A 16,760-nucleotide genomic window follows, 5' to 3' on the forward strand; every position below is an offset into this window, starting at 1 on the left:
TTGTACATCAGCTCAGTACTTTGCCTTAGACTTCCTTCAGATTCCACCTCGCGATGGACACCCTTGTCCTCAGCTCGTGATTCCGACTACTACGGCTCACAGTGGACTTTCACCACCTAGTTAACGCCCATGCCGAGCGCACCCAAATTATTCTTAGCGATTTATCGCTTAGAATAAGACTCGTATTTGAGATCGTCGAAGTGCACTTCTTCGAGGAGCTCAAATCGAGTCGGCAGCGTTCCAGTGGCTGTATCCCCGGGCCCCGGAGCCGACAGTGAACCACCACACCAAACTACCACCACTATCCCCACCAGCAAACAATCCAAACCACCAAAAATCACCAACGCCACCACAAGCAAAACGCTTCTCGTCTGCCAAAAACTCTCTCACCTCAAGAAAAAAAGCCGGCACACATAAAACGTGTACCGACTATCCAATCATCAAACCAGCATAGAAAGCCCATCTGGATCAATAATCTTAACCTTCAAGCCCTTATTCTCAAGCAACTGCGCCTCAGCCATCTTAGTAAGCTTACGACTAATAGTCTCAGGAGTAGTCCCCAGATAAGTAGCAATATCTTTCTTCTTCAAAGGAAGCGTAAACCGTTCTTCTTTCAAACCAGCCGACGTCTCCAACAAATAATTAGCCAAGCGACTCTCAACACTAGAAGTAGTAACCTCAGTATTTTGAGCTTCCAACTGAGTGATCCGTTGACCAAAAGCATTCACCATATTAACAGCCAACTTAGGAGAATCCCCCATCAATCGCTGAAAATCATCACGAGAAATCTCACAAACATCAGTGTCCATCAAAGCCTGGGCAAAACTATTCCGTTCCCAATTCTCGAACAAAGCAGCTTCGCCATCGAAATCACCAGTCTGCAAAATCCGGATCATCTGTTCCTTACCATTAGCAGCGATTTGGAAAACCTTAGCCTGCCCATGAGAAACGATCTTCAATGAATCCGCATCATCACCAGCGTGGAATATATATTCACCGCTCTTGAAATGATGTTCCGAAACAATATCTTCTAAATGTGATAAATCTTTTTCAGGTAACGCTTGGAAAATCGTTACGAGTGATAAACAACTGTCACCTGAATGTCCATGGTTGCGTTCGGTCATAAACGACATCCCCCTTTACTTACTCAAACTGAAATACTCTCTATTGTCAGATTAACACTTAGTCTAATTCAATCAAATATTTGATTTATTCGAAGTCCTCATCGTCTTCGTCGTCACCAAGACCCTCAGCAGCTGTTTTGCCAAGCAATGCTTGATAAATCCGAATTTGATGGTTGTTCCAACCTAGCATTTCAACTAGTACTTGTTGGAAAAATGGACGATCCTCTTTTTCGGCTAACTTGATTGCACGAGTGACGAACATGTTGTCAGTTGTAAGATCTTCGACAACTGTGTTGAGCATCTCTTCAGCATCCAAATATTTGTTTTCGCCATGTTCTTCAAGCATTGTGTATTCAGTGTATTCAGCCATTGTTGATGAAGGCAATTCTGCTTCGTCTAACAATTGTTCAGCAATCTTGTCGAACCATTCGTTGTTTTCTTTAATAGTATTTTTTAGAACGTTCTTGTAGTTTTCAGCGTTTGGTCCCTTAATGAACCAGCTGATTTGGTGAAGTTTAACGTTCAACACCATGTGGTTTGATAAAACATGGTTTACCATTGCTCCGGCAGTTGGTTTGTGGTGATCAACGTCGGCTTGTTTTTGTTCTGCTGCTAATTTTGCATCAAGTGTAGCTTGTTCTGTCATTATGCAGTCTCCTTAACTTTTAATTTCTTAACTTCGTATCCTAATTCAGTAATTACATTTGATAAATCTTCGCCGCTAACTTTTGATTCATCAAAATCGGCTCTAACCTTACCAGCATTGAATAATACTTTTACGTTAGAAACTCCGTCTTGATTTGCGACTGCCTTTTGAATCTTTGTCATACATGAAGGGCATGTTAACTCGCCTAATTGTAAAATAGCTTTTGCCATAATATAAAACCTCCTACTTACTTCTTTGATCAAGTAAACATCTCTGTTCCTCAACCTTACATTCTTTATCATAGTACCTATTGGGGAGGATTAACTTGACCAATGTCAAGAAATCCAAATTCTTTTAAAAAATTATCTCAGCAGTCTCATCGCATTGAAGATAACTACTAAAATACTTGCTTCGTGAACGAACATTCCGGAAGCCATGTGGATGATACCTACTAATAAACCTAATAGTAGTAAAGCAACCGTTGCGACGGCGATAAAAATATTTTCCTTCGTATTAGCAACGGTCTTCTTAGCCAAAATGTAGGCGTGGGCTAAGGAAGCAAAACTTGATTTAACTAAAACGATGTCAGCTGTATCGATGGCAACGTCAGTACCTGTTCCCATTCCGATACCGATATCAGCAGTAGCTAGTGAAGGCGAATCGTTGATACCATCACCAACGAAGGCTACTTTGTGACCTTTAGCTTGGAAATCTTTAACGAAATCTAATTTTTGCTCGGGTAGTAGTTCAGCGTGGACCTCATCAACTGGTAACTTTTCAGCTACACGTTGAGCAGCCAATCTATTATCACCTGTGAGCATTACAACACGTTGGATACCGGCTTTTTTAAGAGCTGTCAGTCCATCAAAGGCATCAGGACGTAATTCATCATTAACACCTGTGATCACTCTGATTTCTTTGTTTACAGCCATGATGACGATTGAATCACCATTATCTAAACGGTCATCGATCGATTTTCTATTTTCAGAAGTGATCTCAACGCCGTTAGCTTGCATTAATCTTTCATTACCAACTAAAATTTCTTTTTCAGAATCGCTACCGATCATTCCTTGACCCTTAACTGTGTCAAACTCAGGGATCTCAGGATAATCTTTGATTCCTTCATTACTAATATATTTAACGATGGCATGGCCTAATGGGTGATCAGAACCTTTTTCAACCGCAGCTAATGTTGCCATGTCGGCAGTAGCGTCAGTTCCAAAAGTATCCATTTTTGAAACGGTCATTTTACCAGTAGTTAAAGTACCTGTCTTATCTAATACTAATGTGTCGATGTGTGAAAAACTGTTAACAGCATTTCCACCTTTCATCAAAATACCGTTCTTAGCCCCATTACCGATACCAGCAACGTTAGAAACTGGAGCACCGATAACTAAGGCACCAGGGCAACCTAGAACGAGGACAGTGATGGCTAATTCGAAGTTTTGAGTAAAGGCCCAAACTAAAGCAACAATGATCAAAACTGCTGGTGTGTAATATGTGGCGAACTTATCAATAAATCTAGCAGCTGGAGATTGGCTATCTTGAGCCTCTTCAACTAATTCGATGATCTTACCAAAAGTAGTATCTTCACCAACTGATGAAGTTTCAATGGTAACTGTACCATTATCGATCAATGATCCAGCATAGACGGCATCACCGTCTTCTTTTTGAACTGGTGCTGATTCACCTGTAATGGAAGCTTCGTTGAAATAACCAGTACCTTCCACGATTTTTCCATCAACTGGGATCTGACCACCAGGTTTAACCATGACATGGTCACCTTCGTCCAAATCGTCAACATCAACGGTAGTAACATTACCATCGTCATCAACTAATTCAGCTTGTGTTGGTGCCATTTGGGTTAAATCCTTAACTGAAGAACGTGTTTTTTGCAAAGTTCTTTGTTCCAAATAATTACCGAACAAGAACAAGAATGTAACAACGGCTGATTCTTCGTATTCACCGATGATAAAGGCACCGATGACGGCGATAGTCACTAATAGTTCAATACTAATAACTTTATTTGCTAAGGCGCTCCAAGCGTGCAAGGCAACTGGGATAGCACCGATAACACTGGCAATTATCATTAAGATAGTTGCAACTAATTCGACTTTAAATAAATATGTAAACAATAAACTGGCAACGATCAAGATCGCTAACAATCCGGTTATTTTGTTTTGATGCTTTTGAATCCAAACATTAAGTTTCATCATAAGGCTTTGATACCCCCTATTATTTTTTGATGAGTAATTATTTTCGTCCGCCTCATCAACTTACAAATCATATTGTAGGGGGTAAAGCTGATTAAAAAATTGATACTAGTCAAGTTTGGGGAAATTAATCAATTTATTTTTTTTATAATTATCTAACATCCCTAAAAGTGGCGAAAACCCGTATAATTAAAGGGCTAGATTATTTTTGACCCTGTCATTTCGCTCGTGATTTTCATGAAAATTGTTCGTTAGCAGTTGCAACCTTAAAAATCCTGTGCTATTGTAGATGAAGATTAGAAGTTAATTAAATTAATGAAAGCAGGATTAAGAAATGAAATTGTCTAACAGCAACAATACGTTAAATAATATATCATCTTCATGGTATTACTACTTTATCAATGAGTGATCGCGACCTTCGGGTGTGTCGGTCACGGCACATTCGATAAAGTAGATTTTTAACGTGTTTACTTGATCGAGTGATTATATTTAACAATTACACTTGGTTGAGTAGGACAATTTTTTCAGGACTGTTTATTTAGCGGTCGACCAAGTGTTTCAATTCACTTGATCGACCGCTTTTTTTATTCAAATTAACCGAAATGACAGCAACAACAAGCATTGGGAGGAATTATTACATGAAATACATGACAGCAGGAGAAAGCCACGGACCAGAAGAAATCGCCATTATTGAAGGCATCCCTTCAGGACTTCACATCTCAGAAGAAGATGTCAATAAACAATTGGCTCGCCGCCAACACGGCTATGGTCGAGGACGAAGACAAGTCATCGAAACTGACACTGTTAAATTTTTATCCGGTGTCAGACATCAAACTACCTTAGGCTCACCACTAACCTTAAACGTTCACAACGATGATCATAATCACTGGGCTAGCATCATGGCACCTAATGATGTCGAAACTCCAGAAAATTCAGTGAGAAAGGTCATGCGTCCTAGACCTGGACACGCCGATCTAGTCGGTGGCATGAAATATCGCCACTTTAAAGATCTCAGAAACGTCCTTGAAAGATCATCCGCGAGAGAAACCGTTATGAGAGTCGCCGTTGGTGCCGTTTCAAAACAACTACTAAGTGAGTTAGGCATCGACGTTCACGGCTTCGTCTTAAACATCGGGCCTGCCAAATCAGACCTCTCAAAATTAGAAAGCTTTAATACTTTAGACGATTTAAGACAAGTAACCGAGAGTTTTCCTACTAGAACCTTAGATGAAGCTTCCGACAAGCAAATGCAAGACGTCATCGACCAAGCTAAAAAAGAAGGCAACACCGTCGGTGGCACGGTTCAAGTTTTTGCAACAGGCGTTCCTGCTGGACTTGGCTCTTACGTTTCCGCCGATACAAAACTCGATGCTAAGATCGCGCGAGCAATCGTCGGGATCAACGCCTTTAAAGGCGTCGACTTCGGTGGTGGTTTCGACAATGCTGAGAAATTCGGTAGTCAAGTAATGGATGAGATCTTTTGGTCCGCGGACAAAGGATTTTATCGTGGATCTGATAACTTAGGTGGATTTGAAGGCGGCATGACAACTGGTGAAATGATAGCCGTTCGCGGAGTCGTCAAACCAATTCCTACCTTGTATCGCCCAATGCATTCCGTCGACATCGATACGCATCAAGAGCACAAAGCTAGTATCGAACGTTCCGACACTACCGCCGTTACCGCAGCTGCTGTCATTGCCGAAAGCATGGTAGCAATCGAATTAGCCAAGGCAGTTCTCGACAAATTCGACAGCGACAACATAGATCGATTAAAAGAACAATTGAAAGCATACCGAGAAGAAATCAAACAATTCTAAAGGAGATAATTATTATGGATGAAGATATGAGAAATATACATGCACTTAAAATGTTAGCAGTTGAAGCAATTTCTAATGCAAATTCGGGACATCCCGGAATCGTACTCAGCGTGGCACCTATGCTTTACACTTTAGCCACTAGACATCTTCGCGTTGATCCAGCAGACCCAACTTGGATCAATCGTGACCGCTTAGTATTATCAGCAGGACATGGCTCAGCTCTTTTGTACAGTCATCTTCATCTATCAGGGTTTGACGTGTCGATCGACGACTTAAAGAGATTCAGACAACGTGGTTCCAAAACTCCCGGACATCCCGAATTTGGAGCAACTCCTGGTGTTGACGCAACGACCGGTCCCTTAGGACAAGGTGTCGGAATGGCAGTCGGAATGGCAGTCGCCCAAAAACGTCTCGAAGCAAAATTTGGCAAGTTGATGGATCACAACACTTTCGCCATCGTCGGTGACGGTGACTTAATGGAAGGAATTTCTCACGAAGCTGCCGAATTCGCCGGAATCAACAACTTAGACAAGTTGATCATACTCTACGATTCAAACGACATTTCCTTAGATGGACCAACTAGTCGTTCCTTCAAGACTAACCAACGCGACCGTTTCCAAGCTTACGGCTTCGATACTTTCTTAGTAGAAAATGGTGATGACGTTGAAGCAATCGACCAAGCCATTCAACAAGCTAAAGCATCTGACAAACCCGCATTTATCGAAATTAGAACCATCATCGGTGAAGGTTCTCCTGATCAAGGTACTAACAAAGTTCACGGTGCCCCACTCGATGACAACGCCTTAGAAGTATTAAGAAACAACCTCGACTGGCACGAAGCTCCCTTCACAGTGCCAGCAGACATCGAAGAATCTTTCCACGAAAAAGTTCGCGACCGTGGTCAAAGAGCTCATGCCAATTGGGAACAAGCACTCCAAGCTTCACCGCAAAAAGCCGAACTACTCCACGACTTCGAAGTTCCCGTTTCAATTGATGCAACCAAATTAACTAGTTTCAAACCTGGCGACAAAAACGCCGGCAGAAAAGTTGGTCATACAGCTATGAACGACATCGCTCAACAAGTTCCTAACTTGATCGGTGGTGCAGCCGACCTAGCTTCTTCAACCAAAACAGAGATCGAAGATGGCGGCACATTCTCAGCTGACAACCCTACTGGTAAAAACATCGCCTTCGGTGTTCACGAATTTGGAATGAGCACGATCATGAACGGGATCGCCTTACACGGTGGTCTCAAAGTCTTCGGTTCAACTTTCGCCGTCTTCTCCGACTACTTAAAAGTCGGTATCAGATTAAGTGCTTTACAAAAACTACCAGTCATCTACGTCTTCACTCACGATTCAATTGCCGTGGGTCAAGATGGACCAACGCATCAACCGATCGAACAATTAGCCGGATTACAAAGCATCCCTAATTTAAACGTCGTTCGTCCCGGAAGCCCTAACGAGATCGTTTCTGCTTGGAAGATGGCCATCGAATCAACGAATCGTCCCACAGTCATGTTCTTGAGCCGTCAGGACATTTCTGAACTTCCAGCTGACAACTCAGCTAACTTGCTTGAAAAACGCGGTGGTTACGTCGCAAACTTCGAAAAAGGCAAGTTATCTGCTATCTTATTAGCAACCGGTACCGAACTAGAATTGGCCAAAGCAGCTCAAACACAACTCGAAAAAGAAAACATCTTCACACGAGTAGTCTCCATGCCTGACCAAGCCAAGTTCTTGCAACAAGACATCCTCTACCGTGAAAGTGTCCTACCTAACAACCAACGTCGCCGTATTGCCATCGAAATGGCCAGTCCACTCGGTTGGGCTAACGTCGTTGGCCTCGACGGTAAGATCATCGGGACCGATACCTTCGGTGAATCAGCCAAGCCCGACGAAGTCATCAGTGACTTTGATTTCACAGTCGACAATGTCGTTTCATCAGTCAAAAACCTTCTATTCAAAATGGAAAAGGTGGGATAACATGCCTAAAGCTTTATACGGTTTGATCGGCTACCCAGCCATGCATTCGAAATCACCCATCATGCAAAACGCAGCGATGGAAAAATTAAACATCGATGCCGAATATCAAGCCTTCGAATTTGCCCCAACAAAAATGAACGACGAGATCCAGAAATTAAAATTAAAAAACATCCAAGGATTCAACGTCACCATGCCTTACAAACAGGCGATCATTAACTACTTGGACGAAGTTGATCCCTTAGCCAAAAAGCTCCAATCAGTCAACACCGTGAAAAAAGTCGCTGACAAATGGATCGGCACTTCGACTGACGGACCAGGTTTTTGGCACACGATCAAAAATGATCCTAAAAAAGTCATCATCATCGGAACTGGTGGAGCTGCTAGAGCCATCATTTCTAGCAAGCCCGAAAACGTTGAATTAAAAGTCTTCAATCGTAACTCCAAACGTTTTCCACTTCATCAAAAACAGATGAAAGAGCTTTTTAACATCGACTTGATCAAACAATCAGAGATCTTAAAAGATCTACCGGATGCTGACTTGATCATCAACGCTACTAACGCCGGAATGCGTGACAGTGAAAGTGTCTTGAGCGAGACCGATTTTTTACAGGCAAAGAAATCGGCTCATGTCGTTGATATCATTTATCGCGACCGTCCGACAAAATTCATGGACAACGCAACCAGCGCCGGATTGACCGCCGAAAACGGCTTGAACATGTTGATCGCACAAGGCGTGCTCAGCTTCCAGTTTTGGTTCGGCCAAAATGCACCAGAACAATTAATGTCACAAAAGGTTCATCAATAAGAAAACTAATACAAAAGAGGAATAATAACATGATTATCGAATTAACAAACACTGAAGCAGCTAACAAAGTAATGGAACAAGCTAACGAAAAGAAATTGGAACACGTATTCCAACACAATAATCGCATCGGATTCGTCGACCAAAAGGCCCTAGGAGACGTACCTTTCGAAATCAAAGACGTCAAAGAAGTTTTTACAGACCATCCCGCAGCCATTCAAGCTAGCCGTTTATTCCATCCCGAAAATACTGTCATTAAAACTGAACACAGCACGATCGGTGACGGTAGTTTCTCCCTCATCGCTGGCCCTGACTCAATCGAATCAGAAGAACACATCCAATTGATGGGTAAAGACGTTCAAGAATCAGGAGCAACACTCCTACGTGGTGGTTCATTCAAGCCTCGGACTAACCCATACAGTTTCCAAGGTCTCGGTGAAGAAGGTCTCAAATGGCATCGTGAAGCTGCCGACAAACTAGGCATGGATATGGTCACAGAGATCATGGACACTAGAGATCTCGAAATGATCGACAAATACACCGACATGTTCCAAATCGGAACTCGTAACATGCAAAACTTCGCCTTACTAAAAGCTGTTGGTAAAACTAACAAACCAGTCGTCTTAAAACGTGGTATGTCAGCAACCATCGACGACTTGTTGAATGCTTCAGAATACATCGCTGCCGGCGGTAACCACCAAATCATCTTGATGGAACGTGGTATTAGAACCTTCGACAACAAGTACACACGTAATACTTTCGATGTTTCAGCTATTCCTGTTTTGAAAGACTTAACTCACTACCCAGTGATCGGTGACCCTTCACACGCTGCTGGTGTTACTAAATTCGTTGAACCAATCGGACTCGCAGCAGCTGCTGCCGGAGCTGACGGCTTGATGGTCGAGATCCACAACCACCCTAAGGAAGCCTTCGTTGATGGCAAGCAAGCTCTAACTCCAGCTCAATTCGACCATCTAGCAAAAGTCGCAACTGACATTCATAACTTAGTGAAAGAAGAACAATAATGATAACCGTAACTCTACCTAATAAAACTTACGACGTAAAAATTGAAATGGGACTCGGTCGCAAGATCGGCACTGAAATCCAACAAGTTTGGTCAAAAAGAAAAGTCATCGTCATTACCGATGAACAAGTTGGCGACCTATACTTGCACACCACTGTCAGCGAATTGCAAAAAGCCGACTACGATGTCATCACGGCTACCGTCCCCGTCGGTGAAAAATCCAAGAGCTTAAAATTTGTCGGTGAGATCATCCAGACCATGGCCGATAGTGGCTTCACTCGTGGCGACGGCGTCATTGCCCTTGGTGGTGGAGTTGTCGGTGATCTCTCAGGAACCGTTGCCAGCCTTTACATGCGAGGAATTGCCTTCATCCAGATCGCCACTTCGATGACCGCCATGGTCGATTCTTCAGTCGGTGGCAAAACGGCCGTCAATCTCGGCAAAGTTAAAAACATCATCGGCTCATTTTATCAACCAGACTTAGTTTTGATCGATCCGATTTTTTTAAATAGCTTGTCGGAACGCAATTTAGTCGAAGGTTACGGTGAAGTCGTCAAATGCAGCGCCTTAGAAGGTGGCGACTTCTTCGACTTAACAGGTAATATCAACTCCGTAGATGACATTTTGGCAAACGCTAGCGAATTGATCGAAAGATCGGTCAACTTTAAAGCTAACGTCGTCATGAAAGACGAAAAGGAAAGCAATCTTCGTCGGATCTTGAATTTTGGTCATACGTTAGGTCACGCCATCGAGTTGTTAGCTGACGGAAAATTGATGCACGGTGAAGCTGTAGCGATCGGCATGGTTTCCATTTGCCAATGCTTCGAAAAAACTAACGTCACTTCCAATGACATCACTCAAGCCATTAAAAAGCGGCTCCTTGCTGTCGGCTTACCAACTGAATCAAATTTGATCGGCACACCTGCCTTTTTTGACCATTTGAAAAATGATAAAAAAAATGACCACGGGACTTTGAATCTCGTCGCCTTAAAAAAAATTGGACAACCAGTGATCGTCCCTACTAAATTGACAGAAATGCCTGATTTTGTCTCTGCCGTCACTGTGAAATAGCAAGGAGAACAGTATGAAACAACTACCAACAACAGAAAATGGACTACATGGAGAAATCGTCGTTCCCGGCGATAAAAGTATTTCCCACCGAGCTTTGATGTTCGGTGCCATGGCCAACGGAACGACCAAAGTATTAAGACGTCTAGATTCTGCTGATGTTTCAAGCACGATCAGCGTATTAAAAGCTTTAGGAGCTCAGATCACTGAACTTGACGATGAAACGACCGAAGTCATCGGAACTGGCATCAACGGTTTAAAAAATCCCACAACAGCTTTAGACATGGGAAATTCTGGGACATCAACACGTCTTTTGACTGGATTGATCACGGGGGCTGGCATCAAGGCTACTATTATAGGTGACGACAGCTTATCGACTCGCCCAATGAAACGAGTAACTGACCCGCTCTCAGAAATCGGTGGCCAATTATCAACGACCGACGGTCACTTGCCGATCAAGATCAATGCTTCAAAACTGGCACCAACAATCAACCAAACCCTCAAAGTAGGTTCGGCGCAAGTCAAAAGTGCCCTGCTATTAGCAGGCTTAGCAGCTGGCTCGGATACTTTCGTGACCGATCCATTCAAAACGAGAAATCACACCGAACAAATGTTGCCAAAATTCGGCGTCGACGTTTCGATCCAAGGCGATACCATCCACATCCCTGCCGGTCAAAAACTACAGCCGACTGAGATCGAAGTCCCTGGCGACATTTCGTCAGCCGCTTACTGGATCGTTGCTGGATTGATCACACCGAACAGTCAGTTAACGATCAAAAACGTTGGGATCAATCCAACTCGAACTGGTTTGTTAACAGTCTTAAAAAACATGGGCGCTGACATTACCATTGATCAAAAAGACACCATCGGTGAACCAATCGCCGATATCACTGTCAAAACTAGTCAGCTCCACGGAACGGTCGTTAAAGGCGACATTATTCCTTCATTGATCGATGAGCTACCGATGGTCGTCCTCGCTGCCACGCAGGCGGAAGGTCAAACGATCATCAAAGACGCAGCTGAATTAAAAGTTAAAGAAACCGATCGGATCCAAACTGTGACCGAAGAATTGAACAAATTAAATGCTCAAGTAATCGCCACAGATGACGGCTTCATAATTAACGGACCAAAGCAGCTTTTTGCTAACGATACACACGTTTCTGGACATTCAGATCATCGAATTGCGATGATGTTAAGTGTTGCAGCTTTAGTAACCAATGGTACTATTGTGTTAGATGATGACGAGAGTGTGCAAATCTCGTATCCAACATTTTTCAATAACCTGGAAGGAATCGTGTAATCATGACAAAAGTAATCGTAGACGGACTTGGATCAATGGGAAGTTCCCTAGCAGAAAAATTAGAAAGTAGCGGCTATTACGTAATTGGTATAGATGACAATCCATCTACAACGCAGATTGCTTTGTCGGCCAATGTCGTCAATGAGATCGGACATTGGGACGAAGAAACAGCTAAACAAGCTGATTTAATTATTTTATGTACTCCTGTTTCAGTAATTATTAAGCAATTAAACGCTCTCAAAGAAATGGACTTAAAAGATAACACTATTATTATGGATATCGGTTCAACCAAAGGCGAAATTCTCCAAGCAGCCGCTGGTTTAAAGAACTTTATCGGTGGTCACCCTATGATCGGTACTGAAAGAAAAGGTATCGTCGGTCGTGACAAAGATATGTTCAAAAACACTCCTTTCTTCTTGATCGGTGACAACGACCTAGCTGAAAAAGTAACCAAATTGTTGAGTCCCTTAGGTTCCGATTTCCAACAATTGTCAGCAAACGAACACGACCACTTAACAGCAGCCATCAGTGCATTACCACACCTTGTGGCCTATGCCCTAACTGACTCTGTCGACAAAATGTTACCTGACAACAAATTAAACTGGCAAAACCGTGTCGCTGGTGGTTTTAGCGATACAACACGGATTGCCAAATCCAATCCAAGTTTGTGGACTGACATCATTATGTCCAACAGACAACAAATCATCGAAGGTCTCGATAACATGATCGATACACTATCAGACTATCGTAATGACCTAGCACAAGATGATAATGAGAAATTAAACAAGAAAATATCAAAGGCTCAAGAAATTAGAAAAAAGGTAGGTGAGCCTATAAATGGCTGACACTGTAATGCTAATTGGCTTCATGGGCGCAGGTAAAACAACTGTCGGACAACAGTTAGCCCAGGCCACTTCGCAAAAATTTTTAGATTTAGACGACGAATTCGTCAAAGAAACAAAAACTTCGATCAACGATTTTATGGCTGAACACGGTGAAGCAGGCTTTCGGAAAATGGAAACTAGTATCCTCGCCAACAGATTACTAAGCCCCGGCGTTATTAGCACTGGCGGTGGCATCATCGAATCAGCAGACAACCGCCAGATCATCCAAAACAGCGATGCAAAGGTGATTTTCTTGCAAGCTGATTTTGCGACAGTCTTACAACGATTGTCGGCTGATACTGATCGGCCATTGTTACGTAAGCTTTCGATGAAAGAACTATTGGACCGTTGGGAATTGCGCCAACCACTCTATAATCAGGTGGCTGATGCGGTGGTGATGACTAACGGTAAGGCTCCGAGAAAAATTGTCAATGAACTGATGAGTTTGTTGGAGTCTCCGGATGATTCTTTGATTGGATTGCGTAGTCAGATCGATAGTTTGGATCGCCAGATTTTGCGATTGGTTTCGGAACGGATCGATGTTGTTAAGGAAGTGGCTGATTTTAAGAAGCGCAATGGTATTTCGGTTGTACAGCAGGATCGGATGGATCAGATTCGCGCAGAGCTGAAGTCGGAGTTTCGTGCCGATGGGAATATCTCGGATGATTTTGTTGACGCGATGGTTAGTTTGTTGACTTCTTCTGCGATTGATCATGAGAATAGGATGATTGGTTAGATGGACGCTCATTTTTGTGAGCGTCTTTTTTTCTTGAGGTGAGAGAGTTTTTGGCAGACGAGAAGCGTTTTGCTTGTGGTGGTGTTGGTGATTTTTGGTGGTTGGGGTTGGTGGTAGTAGTTTGGTGTGGTGGTTCACTGCCGGCTCCGGGGCCCGGGGATACAGCCACTGGAACGCTGCCGACTCGATTTGAGCTCCTCGAAGAAGTGCACTTCGACGATCTCAAATACGAGTCTTATTCTAAGCGATAAATCGCTAAGAATAATTTGGCGGCTGAGGGCTGTATCCCCAGGCCCCTCCGCCTAGGTTAGTACAATCCCCCCTTTGTTTAGTGGGGAAATAGGTGCTTCCTAGTTTTATGCGCAAGATTTGTTTTGTTTGAGCTCCTTGCTGCTTCTCGGTTCGCGGGACTGAAGCTCCGCTCATTTTGCTTCCTGGCGTACCTTTGGTTTGCAATCTTTTGTTTTCTTTCTTGTTGGATAAGTGGATTTTTTTCCTGTTTGTTCTCTTGCTTTCGCTTCTGGCTTGCGTGCTCGATTCTCTCGCACTCTCGCCTTGTTCTGATTTATCTTTTTTCTCTGATTATTTTGATTCTTCTTTTTCTATTTTTCTCCGTTTGATTCATATTGCTTTTGCTCTCCCCTCGTTTTCTTGCTCGCTTGCTCGTTCCTCGCACTCTCGCCTCTTTCTGTTTTTTCCTTTTTTTCTAATAACTTGTTTATTTTACGTAATTATTTTGTAGATTTACTTTCATGTTAGTTTGACCGATGTTCTTCTTCATTCCCTTTTCTTTGTTTTTATCTGGTACTATTTAAGTGAATGTAGCGTTACGTTTTTCTGATGTAAAAGGCTTTTGACAGACTTTTGTTTGCGGTTGGTTCTTAATTAGAGATGGGGAGATGCTTATGTTTATTGGGTCTAAGATTTCGGATTTGCGTGCTAGTCGGGGTTGTAGTCAGGAGAAGTTGGCTGAGTTGCTTTTGGTTAGTCGGCAAACTATTTCTAACTGGGAGAATGATAAGACTTATCCTGATATTGATCGATTGGTGGCTTTGTCTGATTTGTTTGATGTCTCTCTGGATGAATTGATTAAGGAGGATATTCCGCTGATGAAAAATAAGATTGCTCGTCAGAAGATTCGTTTGTATGGGTTTAGTTTTATTAGCGTTTTGGTTTTGTCTTATCTTAGTTTGATTACTTTGAAGTGGTCAATTTCTTTAGGTTCTTGGTTGGTTGGTGCTTTTTGTGTCTTGGGATTGGTGTTGTTATATTTTCTATGGAAGACTGCTGACTCCGCTAATTTAAAGACTTTTTCTCAAATAGTGTCATTTTCGCAAAATAAATTGACTCCACCTGTTCATCGCTCCAAAGCTAAAATCATTTGGCTGACTATTTTAGGTGGCATCATTGGTTTAGGGATCGGCTTGGTCTTAGTTTGGCTCATTTTCCACTTTGTTTTGAACCTAATTTGATGAAATGAGGTTTTCATAATGGCCGGATTAGAAGATAAAGACTATTTACTACGTCAATATAGTCAAATTGCAAAAATGTTAGGCAATTTCGTCAATAAGGAAACTGCTGAGCAAATTATCCATTTTGATATTAAGCAAGAGCAAACTACTAATAATCGTAAGAAAGATGATTGATCTTTAACGAAATTTGGAAGATTCCACAAAAAAAAGCCATCCACCCCTGGATGACTTTTTTATTAATCTCTTACTACACCGGTTCTTACTAACTTAACCCCATTTGTTAAGTTGTCGGCGATTGGACATGTGTCCTCGATGAAGTCAGCGAATTTCTCTGCTTTTTCTTGTGATTCATTTGTCTTGAAGTGCGTTTCAAAACGAATTTCTTGGAAACCATTACGAATATTAGGATCCCCCATGAATCCAGCTGGATCGAAGTCCCCTGCTAATTCGATGTGAAACTCTTCAAATTCGAATCCAAATTTCTTTGCGAATGAGGCTGCACAGATCGATTGGCAAGCGCCTAATGCACAAAGCAAAACCTCGATTGGATTCATTCCAGCGTCTGTTCCACCCATGTGTTTTGGTTCATCGATCAAAATCTTGAAATTTCTTGATGCCGTTTCAACCTGCATGCCTTCAGGTAATTTTTTGGCAGTTGCTGTAACTGTTTGTAACATTTGAAATTCCCCCTTGAGTTTGTGATGTTTTTAACTTACAGACAAATTTTATCATGCAAAAAATATAAAAACAATACTTAGCTAAGTAATTATTTATAATCTGTACTATTAATAAATATATTTTGTTATACTTGATAAAAATAACAAGGAGGATCCGCTGGTGTTTAAAATCGACAACTGTTTAGCTTTCATTACAAATCAAAGCGGCAAAATTTTCTCAGAAGCTTTAGAGAAAGACCTACGACCGTACGGAATAACCCGCAGCCAGTGGATAGCCTTATACTTCCTCCACGAAACACCCAAAATAACTCAAAAAGAGCTAGCAGAAAAAATGTCCATCAAAGAACCAAGCATAGTTCGCCTAACGCAACGCTTAGAATCGGAAGGCCTAATAAACAGGATCCAAGACGAAAACGACAAAAGAAACAAACAACTGCAACTAACCAAAAAAGGCAACGAAAAATGCCTAGCCCTACTACCAGTCGCAGAAAACTTCAAAGACCACACAGTAAAAGGAATAAGTGACCAAGACCTCGAAACCGTCGTCAAAGTACTAAATCAAATGGTCGAAAATACAAAAAAGGACTAAAAAAGAACTTCACCTCAAGACCTTGAATTTGCCTTTGGTTTTGATCTTGGTTTAGGTTTCATTCATTTTACCCAAACAAAAATCAACAAGATAAGCCCCGAAAAACAAATCCTAGGACTCAACAAAAAATGGGTACTTCAATATAAACCAAAACAGTCTACCCCTATAAAACTAAGTACCGTAACCCCACAAAAAATTATTGATTGTACTACCCTAGGTTCTGCGGGGGATGGAGGAAATTCGCTGTCAGGTGTGAAATAACGGAACGTAAGTGCTAACGCACTTGCGCAACTGGTTCTTGGTGGTGGCTACGCCACCGAACAACTAAGGAAGCCACAGTCGCAATTCCCGGAACCCTCCCGCAGAACCGGCAGTGAACCACCATCCAATCAACGACCGCAACAAAAATAAAACACAAGCAAA

Annotated in this window: 17 protein-coding genes; 11 read left to right on the forward strand and 6 right to left on the reverse strand. The window is 42.3% G+C overall.

Translation table 11 applies throughout. The annotated features are described in order from the left end of the window. Positions 1–219: 219 nt before the first annotated feature. The 5 genes from EKM69_RS12275 to EKM69_RS05610 form a co-directional block, all read right to left on the reverse strand. On the reverse strand, positions 220–378 hold the full coding sequence (locus EKM69_RS12275; protein WP_164505863.1) for a hypothetical protein: 159 nt from the start codon (positions 376–378) through the stop codon (positions 220–222). A gap of 62 nt (positions 379–440) precedes the next feature. Further along, positions 441–1,124 carry a Crp/Fnr family transcriptional regulator gene (locus EKM69_RS05595; RefSeq protein WP_125708991.1) on the reverse strand — a complete coding sequence of 228 codons (684 nt, stop codon included), beginning with the start codon at positions 1,122–1,124 and terminating at the stop codon, positions 441–443. A gap of 85 nt (positions 1,125–1,209) precedes the next feature. Then, positions 1,210–1,770, reverse strand: a complete 561-nt coding sequence (locus EKM69_RS05600) for a ferritin-like domain-containing protein (protein ID WP_125708993.1) — start codon at positions 1,768–1,770, stop codon at positions 1,210–1,212. After that, positions 1,770–2,000, reverse strand: coding sequence for a heavy-metal-associated domain-containing protein (locus EKM69_RS05605; RefSeq protein WP_125708995.1), 231 nt, complete (start codon positions 1,998–2,000; stop codon positions 1,770–1,772). The genes EKM69_RS05600 and EKM69_RS05605 overlap by 1 nt, the downstream gene beginning before the upstream one ends. A 132-nt stretch (positions 2,001–2,132) precedes the next feature. Then, a complete protein-coding gene (locus EKM69_RS05610) occupies positions 2,133–3,983 on the reverse strand; it encodes a heavy metal translocating P-type ATPase (protein ID WP_125709133.1) in 1,851 nt (616 codons plus the stop codon). Between the two features lie 638 nt (positions 3,984–4,621). Here EKM69_RS05610 and aroC point away from each other — a divergent pair. From aroC to EKM69_RS12280, 10 genes are all read left to right on the forward strand, one after another. Next, positions 4,622–5,800, forward strand: coding sequence for a chorismate synthase (aroC, locus tag EKM69_RS05615; RefSeq protein WP_125708997.1), 1,179 nt, complete (start codon positions 4,622–4,624; stop codon positions 5,798–5,800). A gap of 14 nt (positions 5,801–5,814) precedes the next feature. After that, positions 5,815–7,785, forward strand: a complete 1,971-nt coding sequence (gene tkt, locus EKM69_RS05620; RefSeq protein WP_125708998.1) for a transketolase — start codon at positions 5,815–5,817, stop codon at positions 7,783–7,785. Between the two features lies 1 nt (position 7,786). Then, positions 7,787–8,590, forward strand: a complete 804-nt coding sequence (gene aroE, locus EKM69_RS05625) for a shikimate dehydrogenase (RefSeq protein WP_125709000.1) — start codon at positions 7,787–7,789, stop codon at positions 8,588–8,590. Positions 8,591–8,619: 29 nt separating this feature from the next. Next, entirely contained in the window at positions 8,620–9,612 is a 993-nt protein-coding gene (aroF, locus tag EKM69_RS05630) for a 3-deoxy-7-phosphoheptulonate synthase (protein ID WP_125709002.1), read from the forward strand. Next, the gene (gene aroB, locus EKM69_RS05635; RefSeq protein WP_125709004.1) at positions 9,612–10,682 is read left to right on the forward strand and encodes a 3-dehydroquinate synthase; all 1,071 of its coding nucleotides are present in this window, start codon (positions 9,612–9,614) and stop codon (positions 10,680–10,682) included. Before aroF ends, aroB begins: the two co-directional genes overlap by 1 nt. A 13-nt stretch (positions 10,683–10,695) precedes the next feature. Then, positions 10,696–11,979 (forward strand): 3-phosphoshikimate 1-carboxyvinyltransferase, encoded by a 1,284-nt coding sequence (aroA, locus tag EKM69_RS05640; protein WP_125709006.1) that lies wholly within the window; start codon positions 10,696–10,698, stop codon positions 11,977–11,979. Between the two features lie 2 nt (positions 11,980–11,981). Next, positions 11,982–12,824, forward strand: coding sequence for a prephenate dehydrogenase (locus EKM69_RS05645; protein WP_125709008.1), 843 nt, complete (start codon positions 11,982–11,984; stop codon positions 12,822–12,824). Then, positions 12,817–13,599 (forward strand): shikimate kinase, encoded by a 783-nt coding sequence (locus EKM69_RS05650; RefSeq protein WP_125709011.1) that lies wholly within the window; start codon positions 12,817–12,819, stop codon positions 13,597–13,599. Before EKM69_RS05645 ends, EKM69_RS05650 begins: the two co-directional genes overlap by 8 nt. A 905-nt stretch (positions 13,600–14,504) precedes the next feature. Beyond that, positions 14,505–15,071, forward strand: a complete 567-nt coding sequence (locus EKM69_RS05655) for a helix-turn-helix domain-containing protein (RefSeq protein ID WP_164505864.1) — start codon at positions 14,505–14,507, stop codon at positions 15,069–15,071. A gap of 18 nt (positions 15,072–15,089) precedes the next feature. Further along, positions 15,090–15,245: a hypothetical protein gene (locus tag EKM69_RS12280; protein WP_164505865.1), complete on the forward strand. Its 156-nt coding sequence runs from the start codon at positions 15,090–15,092 to the stop codon at positions 15,243–15,245. 62 nt (positions 15,246–15,307) lie between these two features. Here the strand turns inward: EKM69_RS12280 and EKM69_RS05660 are convergent, their stop codons facing one another. After that, positions 15,308–15,748: an OsmC family protein gene (locus EKM69_RS05660; protein WP_125709015.1), complete on the reverse strand. Its 441-nt coding sequence runs from the start codon at positions 15,746–15,748 to the stop codon at positions 15,308–15,310. 160 nt (positions 15,749–15,908) lie between these two features. Between EKM69_RS05660 and EKM69_RS05665 the strand changes: the two genes are divergently transcribed. Further along, the gene (locus EKM69_RS05665; protein ID WP_125709017.1) at positions 15,909–16,337 is read left to right on the forward strand and encodes a MarR family winged helix-turn-helix transcriptional regulator; all 429 of its coding nucleotides are present in this window, start codon (positions 15,909–15,911) and stop codon (positions 16,335–16,337) included. The last annotated feature ends 423 nt before the right edge of the window (positions 16,338–16,760 follow it).

The organism is Companilactobacillus zhongbaensis (assembly GCF_003946515.1).
GTDB lineage: Bacteria > Bacillota > Bacilli > Lactobacillales > Lactobacillaceae > Companilactobacillus > Companilactobacillus zhongbaensis.